Source organism: Aquitalea aquatica (assembly GCF_013911085.1).
Taxonomy (GTDB): domain Bacteria; phylum Pseudomonadota; class Gammaproteobacteria; order Burkholderiales; family Chromobacteriaceae; genus Aquitalea; species Aquitalea aquatica.
The window spans coordinates 94,221-110,377 of record NZ_JACERN010000039.1 but is presented as its reverse complement, the minus strand read 5'-3'; the positions used below and the strand labels follow the sequence as shown (position 1 = coordinate 110,377).

At 61.3% G+C, this 16,157-nt stretch carries 14 protein-coding genes; 8 read left to right on the top strand and 6 right to left on the bottom strand.

Annotated features, from left to right (window positions below; translation table 11 throughout):
* The first annotated feature begins 43 nt into the window (after window positions 1-43).
* The 4 genes from H2Z84_RS15325 (at window position 44) to H2Z84_RS15310 (ending at window position 5,242) form a co-directional block, all read left to right on the top strand.
* Entirely contained in the window at window positions 44-2,068 is a 2,025-nt protein-coding gene (locus H2Z84_RS15325; protein WP_181836751.1) for a cytochrome c biogenesis protein ResB, read from the top strand.
* Complete coding sequence (gene ccsB, locus H2Z84_RS15320) at window positions 2,068-3,210, top strand: c-type cytochrome biogenesis protein CcsB (RefSeq protein WP_181836750.1); 1,143 nt, start codon at window positions 2,068-2,070, stop codon at window positions 3,208-3,210. The genes H2Z84_RS15325 and ccsB overlap by 1 nt, the downstream gene beginning before the upstream one ends.
* A 120-nt stretch (window positions 3,211-3,330) precedes the next feature.
* The gene (locus H2Z84_RS15315; protein ID WP_181836749.1) at window positions 3,331-4,917 is read left to right on the top strand and encodes a TerC family protein; all 1,587 of its coding nucleotides are present in this window, start codon (window positions 3,331-3,333) and stop codon (window positions 4,915-4,917) included.
* Window positions 4,904-5,242 (top strand): GIY-YIG nuclease family protein, encoded by a 339-nt coding sequence (locus H2Z84_RS15310; RefSeq protein WP_258869429.1) that lies wholly within the window; start codon window positions 4,904-4,906, stop codon window positions 5,240-5,242. Before H2Z84_RS15315 ends, H2Z84_RS15310 begins: the two co-directional genes overlap by 14 nt.
* Here H2Z84_RS15310 and H2Z84_RS15305 read toward each other — a convergent pair.
* Window positions 5,236-6,057, bottom strand: coding sequence for a class I SAM-dependent methyltransferase (locus H2Z84_RS15305; RefSeq protein WP_181836748.1), 822 nt, complete (start codon window positions 6,055-6,057; stop codon window positions 5,236-5,238). The two genes, H2Z84_RS15310 and H2Z84_RS15305, sit on opposite strands and share 7 nt — an antisense overlap.
* Window positions 6,058-6,181: 124 nt before the next feature.
* Here H2Z84_RS15305 and H2Z84_RS15300 point away from each other — a divergent pair, with 124 nt between their 5' ends.
* The 3 genes from H2Z84_RS15300 (at window position 6,182) to H2Z84_RS15290 (ending at window position 8,093) form a co-directional block, all read left to right on the top strand.
* Window positions 6,182-6,832 carry an MBL fold metallo-hydrolase gene (locus H2Z84_RS15300; RefSeq protein WP_309545494.1) on the top strand — a complete coding sequence of 217 codons (651 nt, stop codon included), beginning with the start codon at window positions 6,182-6,184 and terminating at the stop codon, window positions 6,830-6,832.
* A complete protein-coding gene (locus tag H2Z84_RS15295) occupies window positions 6,832-7,167 on the top strand; it encodes an MGMT family protein (protein ID WP_181836747.1) in 336 nt (111 codons plus the stop codon). The genes H2Z84_RS15300 and H2Z84_RS15295 overlap by 1 nt, the downstream gene beginning before the upstream one ends.
* A gap of 176 nt (window positions 7,168-7,343) precedes the next feature.
* Complete coding sequence (locus H2Z84_RS15290; RefSeq protein ID WP_181836746.1) at window positions 7,344-8,093, top strand: outer membrane protein OmpK; 750 nt, start codon at window positions 7,344-7,346, stop codon at window positions 8,091-8,093.
* A 221-nt stretch (window positions 8,094-8,314) separates the two neighbouring features.
* On the opposite strand, the gene pgi is transcribed toward H2Z84_RS15290, so the two are convergent.
* The 5 genes from pgi to zwf all read right to left on the bottom strand — a co-directional run bounded on the left by pgi (window position 8,315) and on the right by zwf (window position 14,071).
* A complete protein-coding gene (gene pgi / locus H2Z84_RS15285; protein WP_181836745.1) occupies window positions 8,315-9,964 on the bottom strand; it encodes a glucose-6-phosphate isomerase in 1,650 nt (549 codons plus the stop codon).
* A gap of 4 nt (window positions 9,965-9,968) precedes the next feature.
* The gene (gene hexR, locus H2Z84_RS15280; protein WP_103523703.1) at window positions 9,969-10,820 is read right to left on the bottom strand and encodes a transcriptional regulator HexR; all 852 of its coding nucleotides are present in this window, start codon (window positions 10,818-10,820) and stop codon (window positions 9,969-9,971) included.
* Between the two features lie 3 nt (window positions 10,821-10,823).
* Window positions 10,824-11,801, bottom strand: coding sequence for a glucokinase (locus tag H2Z84_RS15275; RefSeq protein ID WP_103523702.1), 978 nt, complete (start codon window positions 11,799-11,801; stop codon window positions 10,824-10,826).
* On the bottom strand, window positions 11,782-12,459 hold the full coding sequence (gene pgl, locus H2Z84_RS15270; RefSeq protein ID WP_103523706.1) for a 6-phosphogluconolactonase: 678 nt from the start codon (window positions 12,457-12,459) through the stop codon (window positions 11,782-11,784). Before pgl ends, H2Z84_RS15275 begins: the two co-directional genes overlap by 20 nt.
* 133 nt (window positions 12,460-12,592) lie before the next feature.
* On the bottom strand, window positions 12,593-14,071 hold the full coding sequence (zwf, locus tag H2Z84_RS15265) for a glucose-6-phosphate dehydrogenase (protein WP_103523701.1): 1,479 nt from the start codon (window positions 14,069-14,071) through the stop codon (window positions 12,593-12,595).
* Between the two features lie 249 nt (window positions 14,072-14,320).
* Between zwf and edd the strand changes: the two genes are divergently transcribed.
* The gene (gene edd / locus H2Z84_RS15260; RefSeq protein WP_181836744.1) at window positions 14,321-16,156 is read left to right on the top strand and encodes a phosphogluconate dehydratase; all 1,836 of its coding nucleotides are present in this window, start codon (window positions 14,321-14,323) and stop codon (window positions 16,154-16,156) included.
* Window position 16,157 lies beyond the last annotated feature (1 nt).

Below are 16,157 nucleotides of genomic sequence, written 5' to 3'. Positions count from 1 at the left end.
AGGGAAGCCTTAACCGGCTTCCCTTTTTGTGTTCGGCACCAAGATGACAAAAAACTCCCGCAACACCGCTGTTTACAAGTTATACGAGCTGTTCAGTTCGATGCGTTTCGCTATTGGTCTGCTGACCATACTGGCCATCGCCTCGATCATCGGCACCGTACTGAAGCAGAACGAACCCTACCCCAACTACGCCTTCGAATTCGGCCAGTACTGGTTTGCCGTATTCGAGCAGCTGGGCTTGTATGACGTTTACCACTCGGGCTGGTTTCTGACCATTCTCGCCTTCCTGGTGCTGTCCACCTCATTGTGCATCCTGCGCAATGGCCCGGGCTTCATCAAGGACATGAAGGCCTACCGTGAAAAGGCCTCGGACAACTCGCTGGCTGCCATCAAGCACAGCGTGGAGCTGCCTGCAGACAAGGTGGACCCAGATACCTTGCGCGCCTATCTGCGCGGCCAGGGCTGGCGCTGGCGCGAACACCAGCGCGAAGACGGCAGCCTGGTGCTGGCAGCCAAAAAAGGCGCGGCCAGCAAGCTGGGCTATTTCTTCGCCCACATTGCCCTGGTGGTGATCTGCATTGGTGGCCTGATGGATGGCAACCTGCCGCTCAAGCTGGCCGAGATGGTGGGCAGTGTGGTGCCGGAAACGCGCGACATCCCGCAAAGCCAGATTCCGTCACAAAGCCGTCTGTCTACTGCCAATCTGTCTTTCCGTGGCAATGTCACCATTGCCGAGGGCAAGAGTGGTGATGTGGTGTTCCTGAATGCCGGTAATGGCTATCTGGTGCAAGAGCTGCCCTTTACCGTCAGCCTGAAAAAATTCTATGTCGACTACTACAGCAATGGCATGCCCAAGCTGTTTGCCAGTGACATCGTGGTCACCGACAAGGCCAGCGGCAAGGTCACCGAAGCCCAGGTCAAGGTCAACCATCCGCTGATCGTGGATGGCGTGGCCATTTACCAGGCCAGCTTTGGCGATGGCGGCTCACCGCTGTCCTTGAAGGCCTGGAATCTGGAAGCCCCGCAGATGCAGCCGGTGGACATCAAGGGTATTTCGATGGGCAGCCAGCCGCTGCGTGCCAATGGCAAGGACTACAATCTGGAATTCGGCGAACTGCGCGTGTTCAATATCGAGAACATGAGTGGCAAGACCGATGATGCCGCAGGCAAGAGCCTGTCCCAGCGCATGCAGGATGCCCGCGAAGTGAAGCATGAAAAGCAGCTGAAGAATATCGGCCCTTCCATCAGCTTCAAACTGCGCGACAAACAAGGCCAGGCGGTGGAATTCCACCACTACATGGCGCCGATCCAGCAGGACGGTGTCAGCTATATGGTGGCCGGGGTGCGCAGCAAGGTATCCGAGCCCTTCCAGTATCTGCGGCTGCCGCTGGATGACAAGCTGTCGCTGGACCGTTTCATGCGTTTGCGCAGCGCTTTCATGAATCCGGCACTCTATGATGAGATTGCACAGCGCACCACGGCCAAGGCCATGCAAGGTTCGGCCATCAGCCCGGCCATGCAGCAGCAGTTTGCCGGCAGCGTGAAATGGATACTGGCGCGCTTTGCCCAAGGCGGTTTCGTGGCGCTGGAGCAGTTCCTGGATGAGAAGGTGCCACAAGACAAGCGTCAGGCTGTCGCCCAGACCTATGTCAAGATTCTGCAAGGTGCCGTGGTGGATGTGATGAATGTGGCCGATGCCAAGGCGGGCCTGCCGCCGGTCGCCATGGACAGCCAGCACTATCGCTTCCTGCTGGACAGCCTGGTGGGCATCAGCGCCCTGCATGATTACCAGGCACCGGTGTTGTTGCAACTGCAGGGCTTTGACCAGGTACAGGCTTCCGGCTTGCAATTGACCCGCTCGCCGGGCAAGAACCTGGTGTATCTTGGCTCGCTGATGCTGGTGATCGGCATCATCCTGATGTTCTATGTACGCGAAGTTCGGCTGTGGTTACGGTGTGGCACGGCCAGCGTGCGGCTGGCCATGAGTTCCAACCGGCACAACCGTGATCTGGACGAAGACTTCCGCCGCCGCAGCGAAGCAATTCAACAGTTGGTACGAGGTAAGTGATGGAACTGGCTCAATCCTTTGTCGAGCAGCCGCTGTACAAGCGGCTGAAGCCCAGCGACTGGCTGTATGCGGTACTGGTGCTGGTGGCTGCCGGGCAAGCCTGGCGCTTGTACAACCCCTTCATGGATGGCTATGAACAGGCGATTCTGGCCGGCTCCGCCATCGGACTGGTCGCTTTGGGCTGGTTCTGGAAAGCCTGGCGCTGGTTCTTCCCGCTGTCGGCCAGCGTGGCCCTGCTGGGCATCAGCCTCTACCACGGCGAGCTGGCACGGGCGCAAACCGCGTTCTGGCTGAAATTCCTGCTGTCCAGCCAGTCGGCCATCATGTGGATGTGCACGCTATTCTTCCTGGCTACCCTGGTGTACTGGGCCGGCCTGCTCACCCGCTCTGCCATGCTGTCACGCATGGGCAGCGGCCTGACCTGGGCTGCGGCGGTGATGGGGGGAGCCGGTCTGTTCGTGCGCTGGTACGAGAGCTATCTGATCGGCAGCGATGTCGGCCATATCCCGGTATCCAACCTGTACGAAGTTTTCATCCTGTTCACCCTGATCACCGCGCTGATGTACCTGTACTACGAAGCGCGCTTTGCCACCCGCCAGGCGGGGGCCTTCGTGCTGCTGGTGATCAGCGCCGCAGTCGGCTTCATCCTGTGGTACAGCTTCGACCGTCAGGCGCATGAAATCCAGCCGCTGATCCCGGCCCTGCAATCGTGGTGGATGAAGATTCATGTTCCGGCAAACTTTGTCGGGTATGGTGCTTTCGCCATGTCGGCCATGCTGGGTGTGGCCGAACTGCTGGTGCTCAAGGGCGTGCTGAAAGACCGGCTGCCCAGTGCCGAGGTACTGGATGAAATGATGTACAAGGCCATTTCCATCGGCTTCCTGTTCTTCACCATCGCCACCATTCTGGGGGCCATGTGGGCAGCCGATGCCTGGGGTGGCTACTGGAGCTGGGACCCGAAGGAAACCTGGGCGCTGATCGTGTGGCTGAACTACGCTGCCTGGCTGCATATCCGGCTGGTGAAGGGCTGGCGCGGCGAACCGCTGGCCTGGTGGGCGGTCATCGGCCTCTTGGTCACCACCTTCGCCTTCCTCGGGGTGAACATGTACCTGACCGGCCTGCATTCTTACGGCGGTCTGTAAACCTCACCCAGCCCCGTCCAGTCGCATGGCCGGGGCTTTGCTTTGCCCCCGGCGCGGACAAGAAAGCCGGGGTTTGTTATTGTGTGGACTGTTTCTTTTCAAGGATCGCGTTTTTACATCATGGATTTTTCATGGCTGTCTGACCCCTATGCCCTGCTAGGCCTCTTGACCCTGATCGTGCTGGAGGTCGTGCTCGGCGTCGACAACCTGATTTTCGTGGCCATCCTGGCCGAAAAACTCCCCCCCCACCAGCGTGACCGTGCCCGCGTGCTGGGCCTGTCACTGGCGCTGGTCATGCGGCTGTTCATGCTGGCCGGCATCAGCTGGCTGGTGAAGCTGACCGCACCGCTGTTTTCGGTTCTGGGACAAAGCTTTTCCGGTCGCGACCTGATCATGCTGGGCGGCGGCCTGTTCCTGCTGTTCAAGGCCACCATGGAGCTGCACGAGCGGCTGGAAGGGGTGGAACACAGCGACGGTAACGGCCAGAAAGCCTATGCCGCCTTCGCCACCGTGGTGGTGCAAATTCTGGTGCTGGACGCGGTGTTCTCCATCGACTCGGTGGTGACCGCCATCGGCATGTCTGAACACCTGGGCATCATGATGCTGGCGGTGGTCATCGCCATGAGCATGATGATCATGGCCAGCAAGCCGCTGACCCGTTTCGTCAACGCCCACCCCACCGTGGTGATGCTGTGCCTGGGCTTCTTGCTGATGATCGGCTTCAGCCTGATTGCCGACGGCTTCGGTTTCCATATTCCCAAGGGCTATCTGTACGCCGCCATCGGCTTCTCGGTACTGATTGAAGTATTCAACCAGGTGGCCAACGTCAACCACCAGCGCTATCTGAACAGTCGCAATACCTTCCGCTCCCGCACCGCCGACACCGTACTGCGCCTGTTGGGCAATGCCCCCTTGCAACATGGCAATCATCACGAGCAGGAAAAGGAAGAAGGCCCGCGCGAAGAAGGGGAAGGCGCGTTTGCCCACAATGAGCGCGCCATGATCCACAGCGTGCTGACCCTGGCCGAGCGGCCGATACGGGTGATTGCCACCCCGCGCTCGGACATCCACCGCCTGGACATCAGCCAGGATGCCGAACAGCAACGCAAGGTGCTGCGTGACAGCCCCTACTCGCGCTTGCTGGTGGTCGGTGCCGGCCGCATCGACGAGCCGCTGGGCATCGTCGCCCGCAAAGACCTGCTGGCCCAGCTGCTGGATGGCCAGACGCTGGACGTGATGGCCGCCCTGCGCCAGCCACTGGTATTGCCCGAAGGCATGACCGTGCTCAAAGCCATGGAAGCCTTCCGCCAGCAAGCAGCCGACATGGCCTTCGTGGTGAATGAATTCGGCAGCCTGGAAGGCATCGTCACCCAGAAAGACCTGATGGAAGCGATAGCCGGTGACTTCCCGGAAGAACACGAGCGCCACGAGCAGCCCGCCCTAGTACAGCACGAAGATGGCAGCCTCGATGTAGAAGGCAGCCTGGAGCTGATGACGCTGGAGCAATACATCGAACTGGGCGATTACGAAGACGAGGATTTCCACACCGTGGCCGGCCTGCTGATGCATCGCCTGGAGCGTATTCCGCGCCTGGGTGACAGCATCCGCGAAGGTGGCTGGGAAATCAGCGTGACCGAGCAGAAGGGCAACCGCACCGAGCGCGTCAGCATCTGCCCGCTGCCGCGCCTGGAAGATGAGCAGCACTGAGACCGACAGCACCGCGCCGGCAGCGGCCTCCAGCTGGTATCTGTACATGCTGGAATGCCGTGACGGCGCGCTCTACACCGGCATCAGCACCGATGTAATGCGGCGCTATGCCGCCCACTGCGCCGGCAAGGGGGCACGCTACACCCGGCTCAACCCGCCGCAGCGCATCGTGCTGATCCATCCCTTTGCCGACAAATCACAAGCGCTGAAGGCCGAACATGCCGTCAAGCGCCTGTCTGCCGCCGCCAAACGCCAGCTGGCGGCCAAGGGTGACCTGAGCGACTGGCTGGCGGCGCGTGCCGCCCAGCCTGACACTACTCAATAAACAAAGCGTTCGCGCAGGTCTTCCAGATTCAGCTCGCGCAGAATGGCTTCCTGCCGCTCGCGGGCACTCTGTTTGCCCTTGCCGGTTTTCTTGGCAATGATCAGCTCGTTCTTCATCGAATGCTCCCAGCCCACCAGCTCGGTCACCGTCAGCTGGTAGCCACGCGCCTCCAGCTGCAGGCAACGCAGCACATTGGTCAGCTGGCTGCCAAACTCGCGGGTGTGGATGGGGTGACGCCACAGCTCGGACAGCGGCGTCTTGCCGAAAGTCTCGTTCTTCTTCTGGCGCAGCACCGCAGCCACTTCGGCCTGACAGCAGGGCACCAGTACGATGTATTTGGCGTCCTTGGCCAGCGCAAAGCGGATGGCGTCGTCGGTGGCGGTATTGCAGGCATGCAGCGCAGTAATGATGTCCACCTGAGCCGGCAGCGCATCCGAGGTGATGGACTGCTCCACCGTCAGATTGAGAAAACCCATGCGCTCGAAGCCCAGCCGGGCCGCCAGTTCCTGGGAGCTCTGCACCAGCTCGGGCCGGGTCTCGATGCCGAACACCTCGCCGACCGCCTTGTCCTTGAGAAACAGGTCGTACAGGATAAAGCCCAGATAAGACTTGCCGGCACCGTGGTCGGCCAGCGTCACACTGCCCTTGCTGTCCAGTACATCCTGCAGCAGCGGCTCGATGAACTGGTACAGGTGGTAAACCTGTTTGAGCTTGCGGCGGGTGTCCTGGTTGATCTTGCCGTCGCGGGTAAGGATGTGCAGTTCTTTCAGCAATTCCAGCGACTGCTGCGGTTTGATTTCGGGGATCAGGCTCATCTTGGCCTCCGGTAAAGCGGGAATGGCGCGATTTTACCAGTTTCACCGCCCCAGCCCCCGACAAGCTTGGCCGCTGGCGCGCACCATGCCACAATTTGCCATCCCCATTCCACCGAGCACCGCCATGTCCCTGCAGTACCACCTGATTCCGGTTACCCCCTTTGCCCAGAACTGCAGCGTACTGTGGTGCAGCGTGACGCGCGAGGCCGCCATTGTTGATGCCGGTGGCGATATCAGCCGCATCCGCTCCTGGATCGAACAGCAGGGGCTTACCGTCAGCAAGCTGCTGCTGACCCATGGCCATATCGACCATGCCGGTGGTGCCGGCGAACTGGCGGCGCAATTGGGCGTAAAGATTGAAGGCCCGGAGCAAAGCGAAAGCTTCTGGCTGGACCAACTGCCCAATCAGGGCCGCATGTTCGGCTTTCCTTCCAGCCCGGCTCTCACTCCGGAACGCTGGCTGAACGAGGGCGACAGCGTCAGCATCGGCCAGGAAACGCTGCAGGTGATCCACTGCCCCGGTCATACCCCCGGCCATGTGGTGTTCTACAGCGCCGCCGCCAGCCTGCTGGTGGCAGGAGATGTGCTATTCCAGGGCTCCATCGGCCGAACCGACTTCCCCATGGGCAATCATCAGCAGCTGATCGATGCCATCCAGCAAAAGCTGTTTTTGCTGCCGGACGACACCGTGGTCATCCCCGGCCACGGTCCGCTCACCACCATTGGCGATGAAAAACGCCATAACCCCTTCGTGGCAGACGCCCGCTTCCGCTAATGTCTCCTGCCTTCGAGCACGCCGTGCTGCAGTTGGTCGGGCAGATTCCGCCTGGACGAGTGAGCAGCTATGGCGTACTGGCACAACTGGCCGGTTTCCCACGTCATGCCCGCCATGTCGGCAAGCTGCTGGGACAGTTGCCCGAAGGCCATGCCCTGCCTTGGTACCGGGTTGTCAGCAGCGCAGGCAGTATCTCGCGCCCGGGCACAGAACAGGCCGACTGGCAGCGCGTACTGCTGGAACAGGAGGGCATCGAATTCTCTGCCAGCGGTAAAATCAGCCTGTTTCGCTATGGCTGGCCAGCCGAATCCTATACGCCATGCGGCGTTGGCTGAGTTGTTACTGCTGAATATTGTCCGACACGGCGACATACTGTTTTCATAATGTTGCCGAAATGTTACGTCGCTTGAGCTGAAACTTTTCAATATGGAGCTTTATGCGCTACCCTGCGCGCCCCGTATGCCTGCATGCGGGGAAATCCATATAAAAAAAGTTCACTTAGGCGGAAAAAATGAAAGCTCGTAAACTGCTGCTGGCCCTGTCCTTGCTGGGAAGTGCAAGCCTGGCCCAGGCCGACAACTGGTCTTTTGCCAATGTCAGCGCCAACTATCTCGACTGGTCTGGCCGCACCACTGACCAAAGTGGCAAGAAAGACTTTGGCTACCTGGAGGCCGAGGGTGGCATCGGCGGTAGCTGGGGTGATGTCTATGGCTTCTTCGATCTGGAAAACCCAGGCAAGAGCGACTACGGCACCAACGGTTACGACCGTCGCTACACCACCAAGGCCATCGGCCGCTTCAATCTGACCCAAGTCGGCAATGTGCCGGTGCAGCTGTATGCCCACATCTACGATACCCGTGGCAACGGCTTCTTCACCCAGAACCGCGTACTGGGTGTCAGCACCGAACTGAAATATGGCAACCTGACCCTCAAGCCCTTCATTGGCGCCCATGACGAGCTGGACGCATTCAGCGTGGGTTCCGGCTTCAATGGCTGGATGGCTGGCTATGTGCTGCTCTACCCGTTCAATGCTTTTGGCCAATCCTTCCTGGTGACCCAATGGCATGAAACCGAATTTGCCCGCAAGCAGGAATTTACCCCCAACTACAAGCACAACACCGGTGAAAACGGTGCCATCGCCCTGTGGTGGAATGTCAGCAAGCACTTCACCACCGGTGTGCAGTACCGCTACGCCGACCAGAAGCTGGGCTCCGGCGAATACCAGAACGCTGTGATCTACAGCGCCAAGTACAACTTCTGATACTCGCTGTCAGTCACATGCAAAACGCCTCCGGATGGAGGCGCCAGGCTGCTGACAAAGTGATTTGGTGCGATGGCACGGGGCCCGGCGAAGCCGGGCCTTTCGACTAAGTTATTGCGTCCGCAGCCTTCCCGTCTATTCCCAATCCCCCCGCCCTTGCCCTGCAAGGGAGCCTCGCTTTCCTTCCAGAAAGCGAGCGAGGGGTTTGATGTAAATCGTGCTTACTTGCTCTTGTTGGCCTGGCGGTACAGCTGGATCAGCCGGCGGGTGGAGCTGTCGTGCTCGGCCGCCTTCAGCTTGCCGGTCAGCTCGCCGTGAATGGTTTTTGCCAGCTGCTTGCCCAGCTCCACCCCCCACTGGTCAAAGCTGTTGATACCCCAGATCACACCCTGCACGAAAATCTTGTGCTCGTACGCCGCAATCAGCGAACCGAGATTGCGCGGATCCAGGAAGCTCATCAGCAGGGTATTGGTGGGGCGGTTGCCGGCAAACACCTTGTGCGGCACCAGTGCTTCCAGCGCATCGCCCTTCATGCCCTGGGTCACCAGCTCGGCACGGGCTTCCTCGGCGGTCTTGCCGCGCATGAAGGCCTCGGCCTGGGCGAACACATTGGCCAGCAGGATTTCATGGTGCCCCGGCAGGCTGCCACGGCTTTCCAGCGAGGCGATCAGGTCGATCGGCGAAATATGCGTGCCCTGATGCAAGAGCTGGAAGAAGGCGTGCTGGCCGTTGATGCCGGTTTCCCCCCAGATGATGGGCGCGGTTTCGAAATTCACCGGGCTGCCATCGGTGCGGGTCTGCTTGCCGTTGGACTCCATGTCCAGCTGCTGGATAAAGGCCGGCAGGCGGTGCAAATACTGCTCGTAGGGGGCGATGACATGGCTGCCGCCGCCAAAGTAGTTGATGTACCAGATGCCTATCATGGCCAGCAGCACCGGCATGTTCTGTTCGAACGGCGCATTGCGGAAATGCTGGTCCATGATGTGGGCGCCGTTGAGCAGCTCGGTGAAGTTTTCCTCACCCAGATACAGCATGATGGGCAGGCCAATGGCCGACCACAGACTGTAGCGGCCGCCCACCCAGTCCCAGAATTCAAACATGTTTGACGGGTCGATGCCGAAGTCCGCCACGGCTTTCTGGTTGGTGGATACCGCGACAAAGTGCTTGGCCACCGCTTTTTCGTCACGGGCACGCTGCAAGAACCAGTCGCGCGCGGTCAGGGCGTTGGTGAGGGTTTCCTGAGTGGTGAAGGTTTTCGATTCCACCACAAACAGCGTGGTTTCCGAATGCACCTTTTTCAGGGTTTCCTTGAGCTGGGCACCGTCCACATTGGAAACGAAGTGCATGTTCATGCGCGGATGGCCAAACGGCCGCAGCGCACTGCATACCATCAGCGGGCCCAGGTCCGAGCCGCCGATGCCGATGTTGACGATGTCGGTGATGGGCTGGTTGGTATAGCCCAGCCATTCGCCGGAACGCACGGCGTGGGCAAACTTGCCCATGCGCTCCAGTACCGAGTTCACCTTGGGCATCACGTCTTCGCCATCGACAAAGATGGGGGCATTGGTGCGATTGCGCAGCGCCACATGCAATACGGCACGGTTTTCCGTGGTGTTGATCTTCTCGCCCTTGAACATGGACTTGATGCGCTCTGGCAAGCCGGCTTCGCGGGCCAGCTGCATCAGCCCCTGCAAGGTTTCGTCGGTAATACGGTTTTTGGAGTAATCCAGGAACAAGCCACCCACTTCCAGGCCGTAGCGTTCGGCCCGCTCCGGGTCGCTTTCGAACAGCTCACGCATATGCAGTTGCTTGGCGTCGGCAAAGTGGTCCCACAGTCTTTGCCAGGCGGGAAGTTGGGTCAGTTCGCTCATGATATCAATCCTCTTCTGTCCGTTCTGCCAGTCTTTTCGCTTTGAGACTGTGCTTGGTTTTTTCCAGCTGCCCGATCACGCCCGGACCGCGGCGCAAGGCCACGCCCACGGCCAGCACGTCGATCAATACCAGGTGGATGATGCGGGAGATCATCGGGCTGTAGGTTTCATTATCTTCCTGGGTGTCAGCCATCAGGGCGATGGTGGCCGCCCGTGCCAAGGGCGAGCCACTGGCGGTGATGGCCACTACGGTGGCACCAGAGGCGGTGGCCTCTTCCACTGCGTCCAGCAGCTCACGCGAGCGGCCGGAGCTGGAGATGGCCACCAGCACGTCGTCGGCATTCAGCACCGAGGCTGCCATCATCTGGATGTGGGTGTCGGCATAGGCCACGGTAGAAATGCCGAAGCGGAAGAATTTGTGCTGGGCGTCGGCAGCGGTGATGCCGGAGTTGCCCAGACCGTAAAACTCCACGCGCCGTGCGCGCGAGATGGCCTCGATAGCCGCTTCGATGGCCTGCGGATTAACGTCGTTGCGGCTTTTCAGCAGGGCGGTGACGGTGTTGTCGAATACCTTGGCGACGATTTCCGAGGTCGGGTCTTCCGGGCGGACGCTGGAATGCACATAGGGCACGCCGGTCACCAGGCTGCCGGCCAGTTTCAGCTTGAAGTCGGGCAGACCCGAGCAGCCCATGGAACGGCAGAAACGGATGACCGTGGGCTGGCTGACGCCGGCATTGCGGGCAATATCTGCCACCGCAGCCTGCATCATGGTATAGGGCTGTTCCAGCACCAGCTCGGCCACCTTGCGTTCGGCCGAGGACAGGGCTTCAAGCTGAGACTTGATTCTTTCCAGCATGGGTCAGTGCTCCAGGTGCGCCGCCAGCGCTGCCGACGCACCGATGAGCGCAGGGTAGCGGCTATCGATGACAAATACCGGAATCGCCGCCAGATAAGCGGAGAAACGGCCCTTGTCTTCGAAGCGCGGGCGGAATGGCGACGTTTTGAAGTAGTCGATCAAACGTGGAACGATACCACCGCCAAGGTATACCCCGCCACGTGCGCCTAGCGTCAGTGCCAGATTGGCTGCGGCCGTACCCAGCATGGCGCAGAAGGCATCCAGCGTTTCGCGGCAGCGCGGACAGGTGCCGGACAGGCCACGGCTGGTGATGTCGGCAGCGGACAAATCTTGCTCGGGCTCGCCGGCCAGTGCCGCCAGCGCGTGATAGATCAGCACCAGCCCCGGACCAGACAGCAGGCGCTCGGCTGACACATGCCCATGCCGTTCACGCGCATAGTGCCAGATGGCGGCTTCGCGCTCGTCAAACGGGGCAAAACTGACATGCCCGCCCTCGCCGGCCAGCGGGCTATAGCCGCCGGGATAAGGCAGCAAGGCAGACACCCCCAGGCCGGTGCCGGGGCCGATCAGCGCCAACGGGCTGCCGGCTACCGCCTCGCCGCCGCCCACCTGCACCAGCTCATTGCGGGGCAGATGCGGTAGCGCCAGCGCCAGCGCGGTGAAATCGTTGATGACAATGAGCGAAGTCAGCCCCAGCGCCAGCCGGGTGGCTTCAATGGAAAAGGCCCAGTGGTGATTGGTCATCTGCACCCAGTCGCCAGTGACCGGGTTGGCAATGCCGATGGCGGCATGCGCTACCGCACGGGTATCGACGCGCGCCAGATAGCTGCGCATGGCGGCTTCCAGCGTGGGAAAGCTGGCACAGGGCAGGACTTCGACATCCTCCAGCACCGCCGGAGCGGTTTCCAGCGCAAAGCGGGCATTGGTGCCGCCGATGTCGGCCACCAGTCGTGGCCAGGTATTAGGCAGTCCAGTAGACATCGATGGGGCACTCCGTCTGCAGCAGGAAATGGCTGATGGGCAGGCTGTCGTTGATACCCTGTACGGCCTGATCGAACACCTTGCGTTTGCCCGCGCCCTGGATGGCCAGGATCAGGCTGTCGCAAGCCAGCAAGGCAGCCTTGCTCATGCTTACGCGCAGATGCGGCGCGGTCAGCGGCTGCACGGTCAGCAAGGGCAGGCTGCGTGCCATGTCCAGCCCGTCGGCCAGGGCCGCAGCCCCGGGGAACAGCGAGGCAGTGTGGCCATCCTCGCCCATGCCCAGCACCGCTACGGTCGGGCGCAGATACGCCGCATTCGCCGCAGCCAGTTCGGCTGCAGCATCGCCAGCCTCTCCCACCAGCGGCAGAAAGCGGGCGACAGCCGCAGCATCCTGCAGCAGATGTTCGCGCACCAGCGCGGCATTGCTGTCCGGGTGATCGGCCGGCACGAAGCGCTCGTCCACCAGGGTGATCACCACGCGGGACCAGTCCAGCGGCTGACTGCGCAGCGCATGGAAAAACGGTACCGGCGACTTGCCGCCGGACACCGCCAGCACGGCGCGGCCATCGCGTTCCAGCGCCTGGGCCAGACGTCGGGCCACCGTGGCGGCCAGCGCGACGGAGCAGTCCGCCGCCTCGGAGAATTCATACCATTTCATCAATGCCATCCTCACGTTGCACCCGGCCCCTGGCCTAGCATGGCGCCGGGTGAATGCCGCTCTTGCTGGCCGGCTTGTTATGAATTGTCCTGCCCGGGCCGCCGTGGCGGGAGGCCCGGATGGGGTAGCTCGATCAGCTCTCTTCGTGCCAGCTGATGCCGTCGCGGCTCAGCAGCGCGCTGGAAGCGGCCGGGCCCCAGGTGCCGGCGGTGTATTGCTTGGGCGGAGTGTTGCTGCTGTTCTGCCAGCATTCCATGATGGGCATCACCCAGCGCCAGGCTTCCACCAGCTCGTCACGGCGCATGAACAGCGCCAGCTTGCCGCGGATCACATCCAGCAGCAGACGTTCGTAGGCATCGGCACGGCGTACCTTGAAGGCCTTGTAGAAGTCCAGATCAAGAAAGGCCGGCTGCAGACGCATGGTGTCGCCCGGTTCCTTGGCCAGGAAATACAGACGGATGCTTTCTTCCGGCTGCAGCTGGATCACCAGCCGGTTGGCGGTGTGGCTGCCGCTGAGCGGGCCGGAGAACAGCTGGTGCGGCACATCGCGGAAATTGATGACGATCTCGGCCAGGCGGTCCTGCATGCGCTTGCCGGTACGCAGGAAGAAGGGCACGCCAGCCCAGCGCCAGTTGTCGATTTCCGCCTTGATGGCAACAAAGGTTTCGGTATGGCTGTCCGCCGGGATGCCCTGTTCCTGCAGATAGCCCACCACCGGTTGCCCGGCCACGGCGCCGGCCTTGTACTGGCCACGCACCGTCTTGTTGGCCACATCCTGCTCGCTGAACGGGCGCAGTGCCTTGAGCACCTTGAGCTTTTCATCGCGCACGGCATCGGCTTCCATGCTGGCCGGCGGTTCCATGGCGACGATGCACAGCAGTTGCAGCAGATGATTCTGCACCATGTCGCGCAGCGCGCCGGTGCCATCGTAGAAGTCGCCACGGGTGCCCACGCCCAGGTCTTCGGCAATGGTGATCTGTACGTCGTGGATCCACTCGCGCCGCCACAGCGGTTCAAACAGCGCGTTGGCAAAACGGATGGCCATCAGGTTCTGCACCGACTCCTTGCCCAGGTAGTGGTCGATACGATAGAGCTGCTCTTCCTTGAAGAAGTGCGCCACATCGTCATTGATGGCATTGGACGAATCCAGGTCGATGCCCAGCGGCTTTTCCAGTACCACGCGCACATTGGGGCGGTTCAGGCCAACGGCGGCCAGATTCTCGCAAATGCCAGCGAACAGATTGGGTGCGGTGGCCAGATAACAGACCACCACCCGCTCCGGGTGCTGTCCCACTGCTTCGGCCAGTGCCGGATAGTGGGCGGCGTTGCCGGCATCCACCTGCAGATAATCGATACGGCTGCAAAAAGAGGCCCAGGCCGCCGCATCGAAGTGTTCCTTGACGTGCTGGCGCGCGCTCTTTTCCACCAGTGCCAGGTAGTCGTCGCGGCTCATCGCCTTGCGGCCCAGTGCCAGCAGGCGGCCTTGCTCGTTGAGCAGGCTGGCGGCGTGCGCCTGATAGAGGGAGGGCAACAGCTTGCGCATGACCAGGTCGCCGGTGCCACCGAACAGCACCATATCGAAAGCGGGGGTAGGCGTGCTACGGTTATCCATAGTGATCTTCCGTCTCGTGCATTTGCAATGTAGTTATATTACCACCCGATTTTGGCATGTCCATGTGATTTGCCGGGGTAATACGCAGAAAGCAACACCTGCCATTTCATGGAAATTTTGGCAGAAACCTTTACCAGAAAGCCTCTCACACTCATTCAGCCGGATAAGCCGGCAATTGGGTCAGGCTGTTTTCTTGCAATTTAAGTGTAGTAAAACTACCATTTACCCACATTCATCACGGGAATTGCCATGGCCCTGCACCCGGTACTGCACACTGTTACCCAGCGCATCATAGATCGCAGCCGCGAGCGTCGCGCGGCCTATCTGAATCATCTGGCTGCCGCCGCCCAGCAGGGCAAGGTAGAACGCGCCCAGCTGTCCTGCACCAATCAGGCCCACGCCTTTGCGGCCATGCCGGACAATATCAAGATCCACCTTAAAGAAGCGCATCGCCCCAATCTGGCCATCGTTTCCGCCTATAACGACATGCTGTCGGCCCACCAGCCGCTGGAAGCCTACCCGGCCTGGATCAAGGAAGAAGCACTCAAGGCCGGTGCCACCGCCCAGTTTGCCGGTGGCGTGCCTGCCATGTGCGACGGCGTGACCCAGGGCCAGCCCGGCATGGAGCTGTCGCTGTTCTCGCGCGATGTCATCGCCATGAGCACCGCCGTGGCGCTGTCGCACCAGATGTTCGATGCCAGCCTGTATCTAGGCGTGTGCGACAAGATCGTCCCCGGCCTGCTGATTGGCGCGCTGACTTTCGGCCATCTGCCGGCGGTGTTTGTTCCGGCCGGCCCGATGACCACCGGCATCGCTAATGATGAAAAGGCGAAGGTGCGCCAGTTGTTCGCCGAAGGCAAGGTGGGAAGGGATGCGCTGCTGGAATCGGAGTGCCAGTCCTACCACGGCCCCGGCACCTGTACCTTCTATGGCACCGCCAACTCCAACCAGATGATGATGGAAATCATGGGCCTGCACCTGCCGGGTACCGCCTTCGTCAATCCGGGTACACCGCTGCGCGAGGCACTGACCCGCGCCGCCGCCCGTCAGGCCGCGCACATTGCCGCCCAGGGGGAGAACTTCACCCCGGTGGGCCGCATGATCGATGAAAAATCCATCGTCAACGCCATCATCGGCCTGCTGGCCACTGGCGGCTCCACCAACCACACCCTGCACCTGGTGGCCATTGCCCGCGCCGCCGGCATCGATATCAACTGGGATGATTTCGACGAGCTGTCGGCCATCATCCCGTCGCTGACCCGCGTCTACCCCAATGGCAAGGCCGACGTAAACCACTTCCACGCCGCAGGCGGCATGGGCTTTGTCATCCGCGAACTGCTGGGCGCCGGCCTGCTGCACGAGGACGTGGACACCATCGTCGGCCGTGGCCTGTCGGCTTATGCCAACGAACCCTGGCTGGACAATGGCGAACTGAAATGGCGTCCGGCCCCGGCCGTGAGCGGCGACGACAGCGTATTGCGTACTGCAGCCAACCCGTTCAGCGCCGATGGCGGCCTGCGCGTGGTGGCAGGCAACCTGGGCCGCGCCGTAATCAAGGTGTCTGCCGTCAAGCCAGAACACCGCGTGGTAGAGGCCCCGGCCGTGGTGTTCCACGACCAGAACGAACTGTTGGCCGCCTTCAAGCGCGGCGAACTGGAACGCGACTTCATCGCCGTCATCCGCTTCCAGGGCCCGCGCGCCAACGGCATGCCTGAGCTGCACAAGCTGACCCCGGCGCTGTCCATCCTGCAGGAACGCGGCTTTGCCGTGGCCCTGGTCACCGACGGCCGCATGTCCGGTGCTTCGGGCAAAGTGCCGGCTGCCATCCACGTCTCGCCGGAGGCGGTAATGGGCGGTAGTATCGGCAAGGTTCGCGATGGCGACATCGTGAAACTGGATGCCAATGCCGGCACGCTGGAAGTGAAAGTGCCGGCCGAAGAATGGGCGGCGCGCGAGCAGATCAGTGCCGATCTGCAACACAATCAATTTGGCGTAGGGCGTGAACTGTTCGCGGTATTCCGCGAATCCGCCGATGCTGCGGAAGCTGGTGCCATGAGCTTCCATCACCCGCTGTGGAGAAACTGAT

Coding starts and splice junctions, on each gene's coding strand:
- zwf (WP_103523701.1), bottom strand. CDS start 14,071: ATGGATAACCGTAGCACGCCTACCCCCGCTTTCGATATGGTGCTGTTC.
- edd (WP_181836744.1), top strand. CDS start 14,321: ATGGCCCTGCACCCGGTACTGCACACTGTTACCCAGCGCATCATAGAT.
- pgi (WP_181836745.1), bottom strand. CDS start 9,964: ATGAGCGAACTGACCCAACTTCCCGCCTGGCAAAGACTGTGGGACCAC.
- ccsB (WP_181836750.1), top strand. CDS start 2,068: ATGGAACTGGCTCAATCCTTTGTCGAGCAGCCGCTGTACAAGCGGCTG.
- H2Z84_RS15290 (WP_181836746.1), top strand. CDS start 7,344: ATGAAAGCTCGTAAACTGCTGCTGGCCCTGTCCTTGCTGGGAAGTGCA.
- hexR (WP_103523703.1), bottom strand. CDS start 10,820: ATGCTGGAAAGAATCAAGTCTCAGCTTGAAGCCCTGTCCTCGGCCGAA.
- pgl (WP_103523706.1), bottom strand. CDS start 12,459: ATGAAATGGTATGAATTCTCCGAGGCGGCGGACTGCTCCGTCGCGCTG.
- H2Z84_RS15305 (WP_181836748.1), bottom strand. CDS start 6,057: ATGAGCCTGATCCCCGAAATCAAACCGCAGCAGTCGCTGGAATTGCTG.
- H2Z84_RS15300 (WP_309545494.1), top strand. CDS start 6,182: ATGTCCCTGCAGTACCACCTGATTCCGGTTACCCCCTTTGCCCAGAAC.
- H2Z84_RS15315 (WP_181836749.1), top strand. CDS start 3,331: ATGGATTTTTCATGGCTGTCTGACCCCTATGCCCTGCTAGGCCTCTTG.
- H2Z84_RS15310 (WP_258869429.1), top strand. CDS start 4,904: ATGAGCAGCACTGAGACCGACAGCACCGCGCCGGCAGCGGCCTCCAGC.
- H2Z84_RS15325 (WP_181836751.1), top strand. CDS start 44: ATGACAAAAAACTCCCGCAACACCGCTGTTTACAAGTTATACGAGCTG.
- H2Z84_RS15295 (WP_181836747.1), top strand. CDS start 6,832: ATGTCTCCTGCCTTCGAGCACGCCGTGCTGCAGTTGGTCGGGCAGATT.
- H2Z84_RS15275 (WP_103523702.1), bottom strand. CDS start 11,801: ATGTCTACTGGACTGCCTAATACCTGGCCACGACTGGTGGCCGACATC.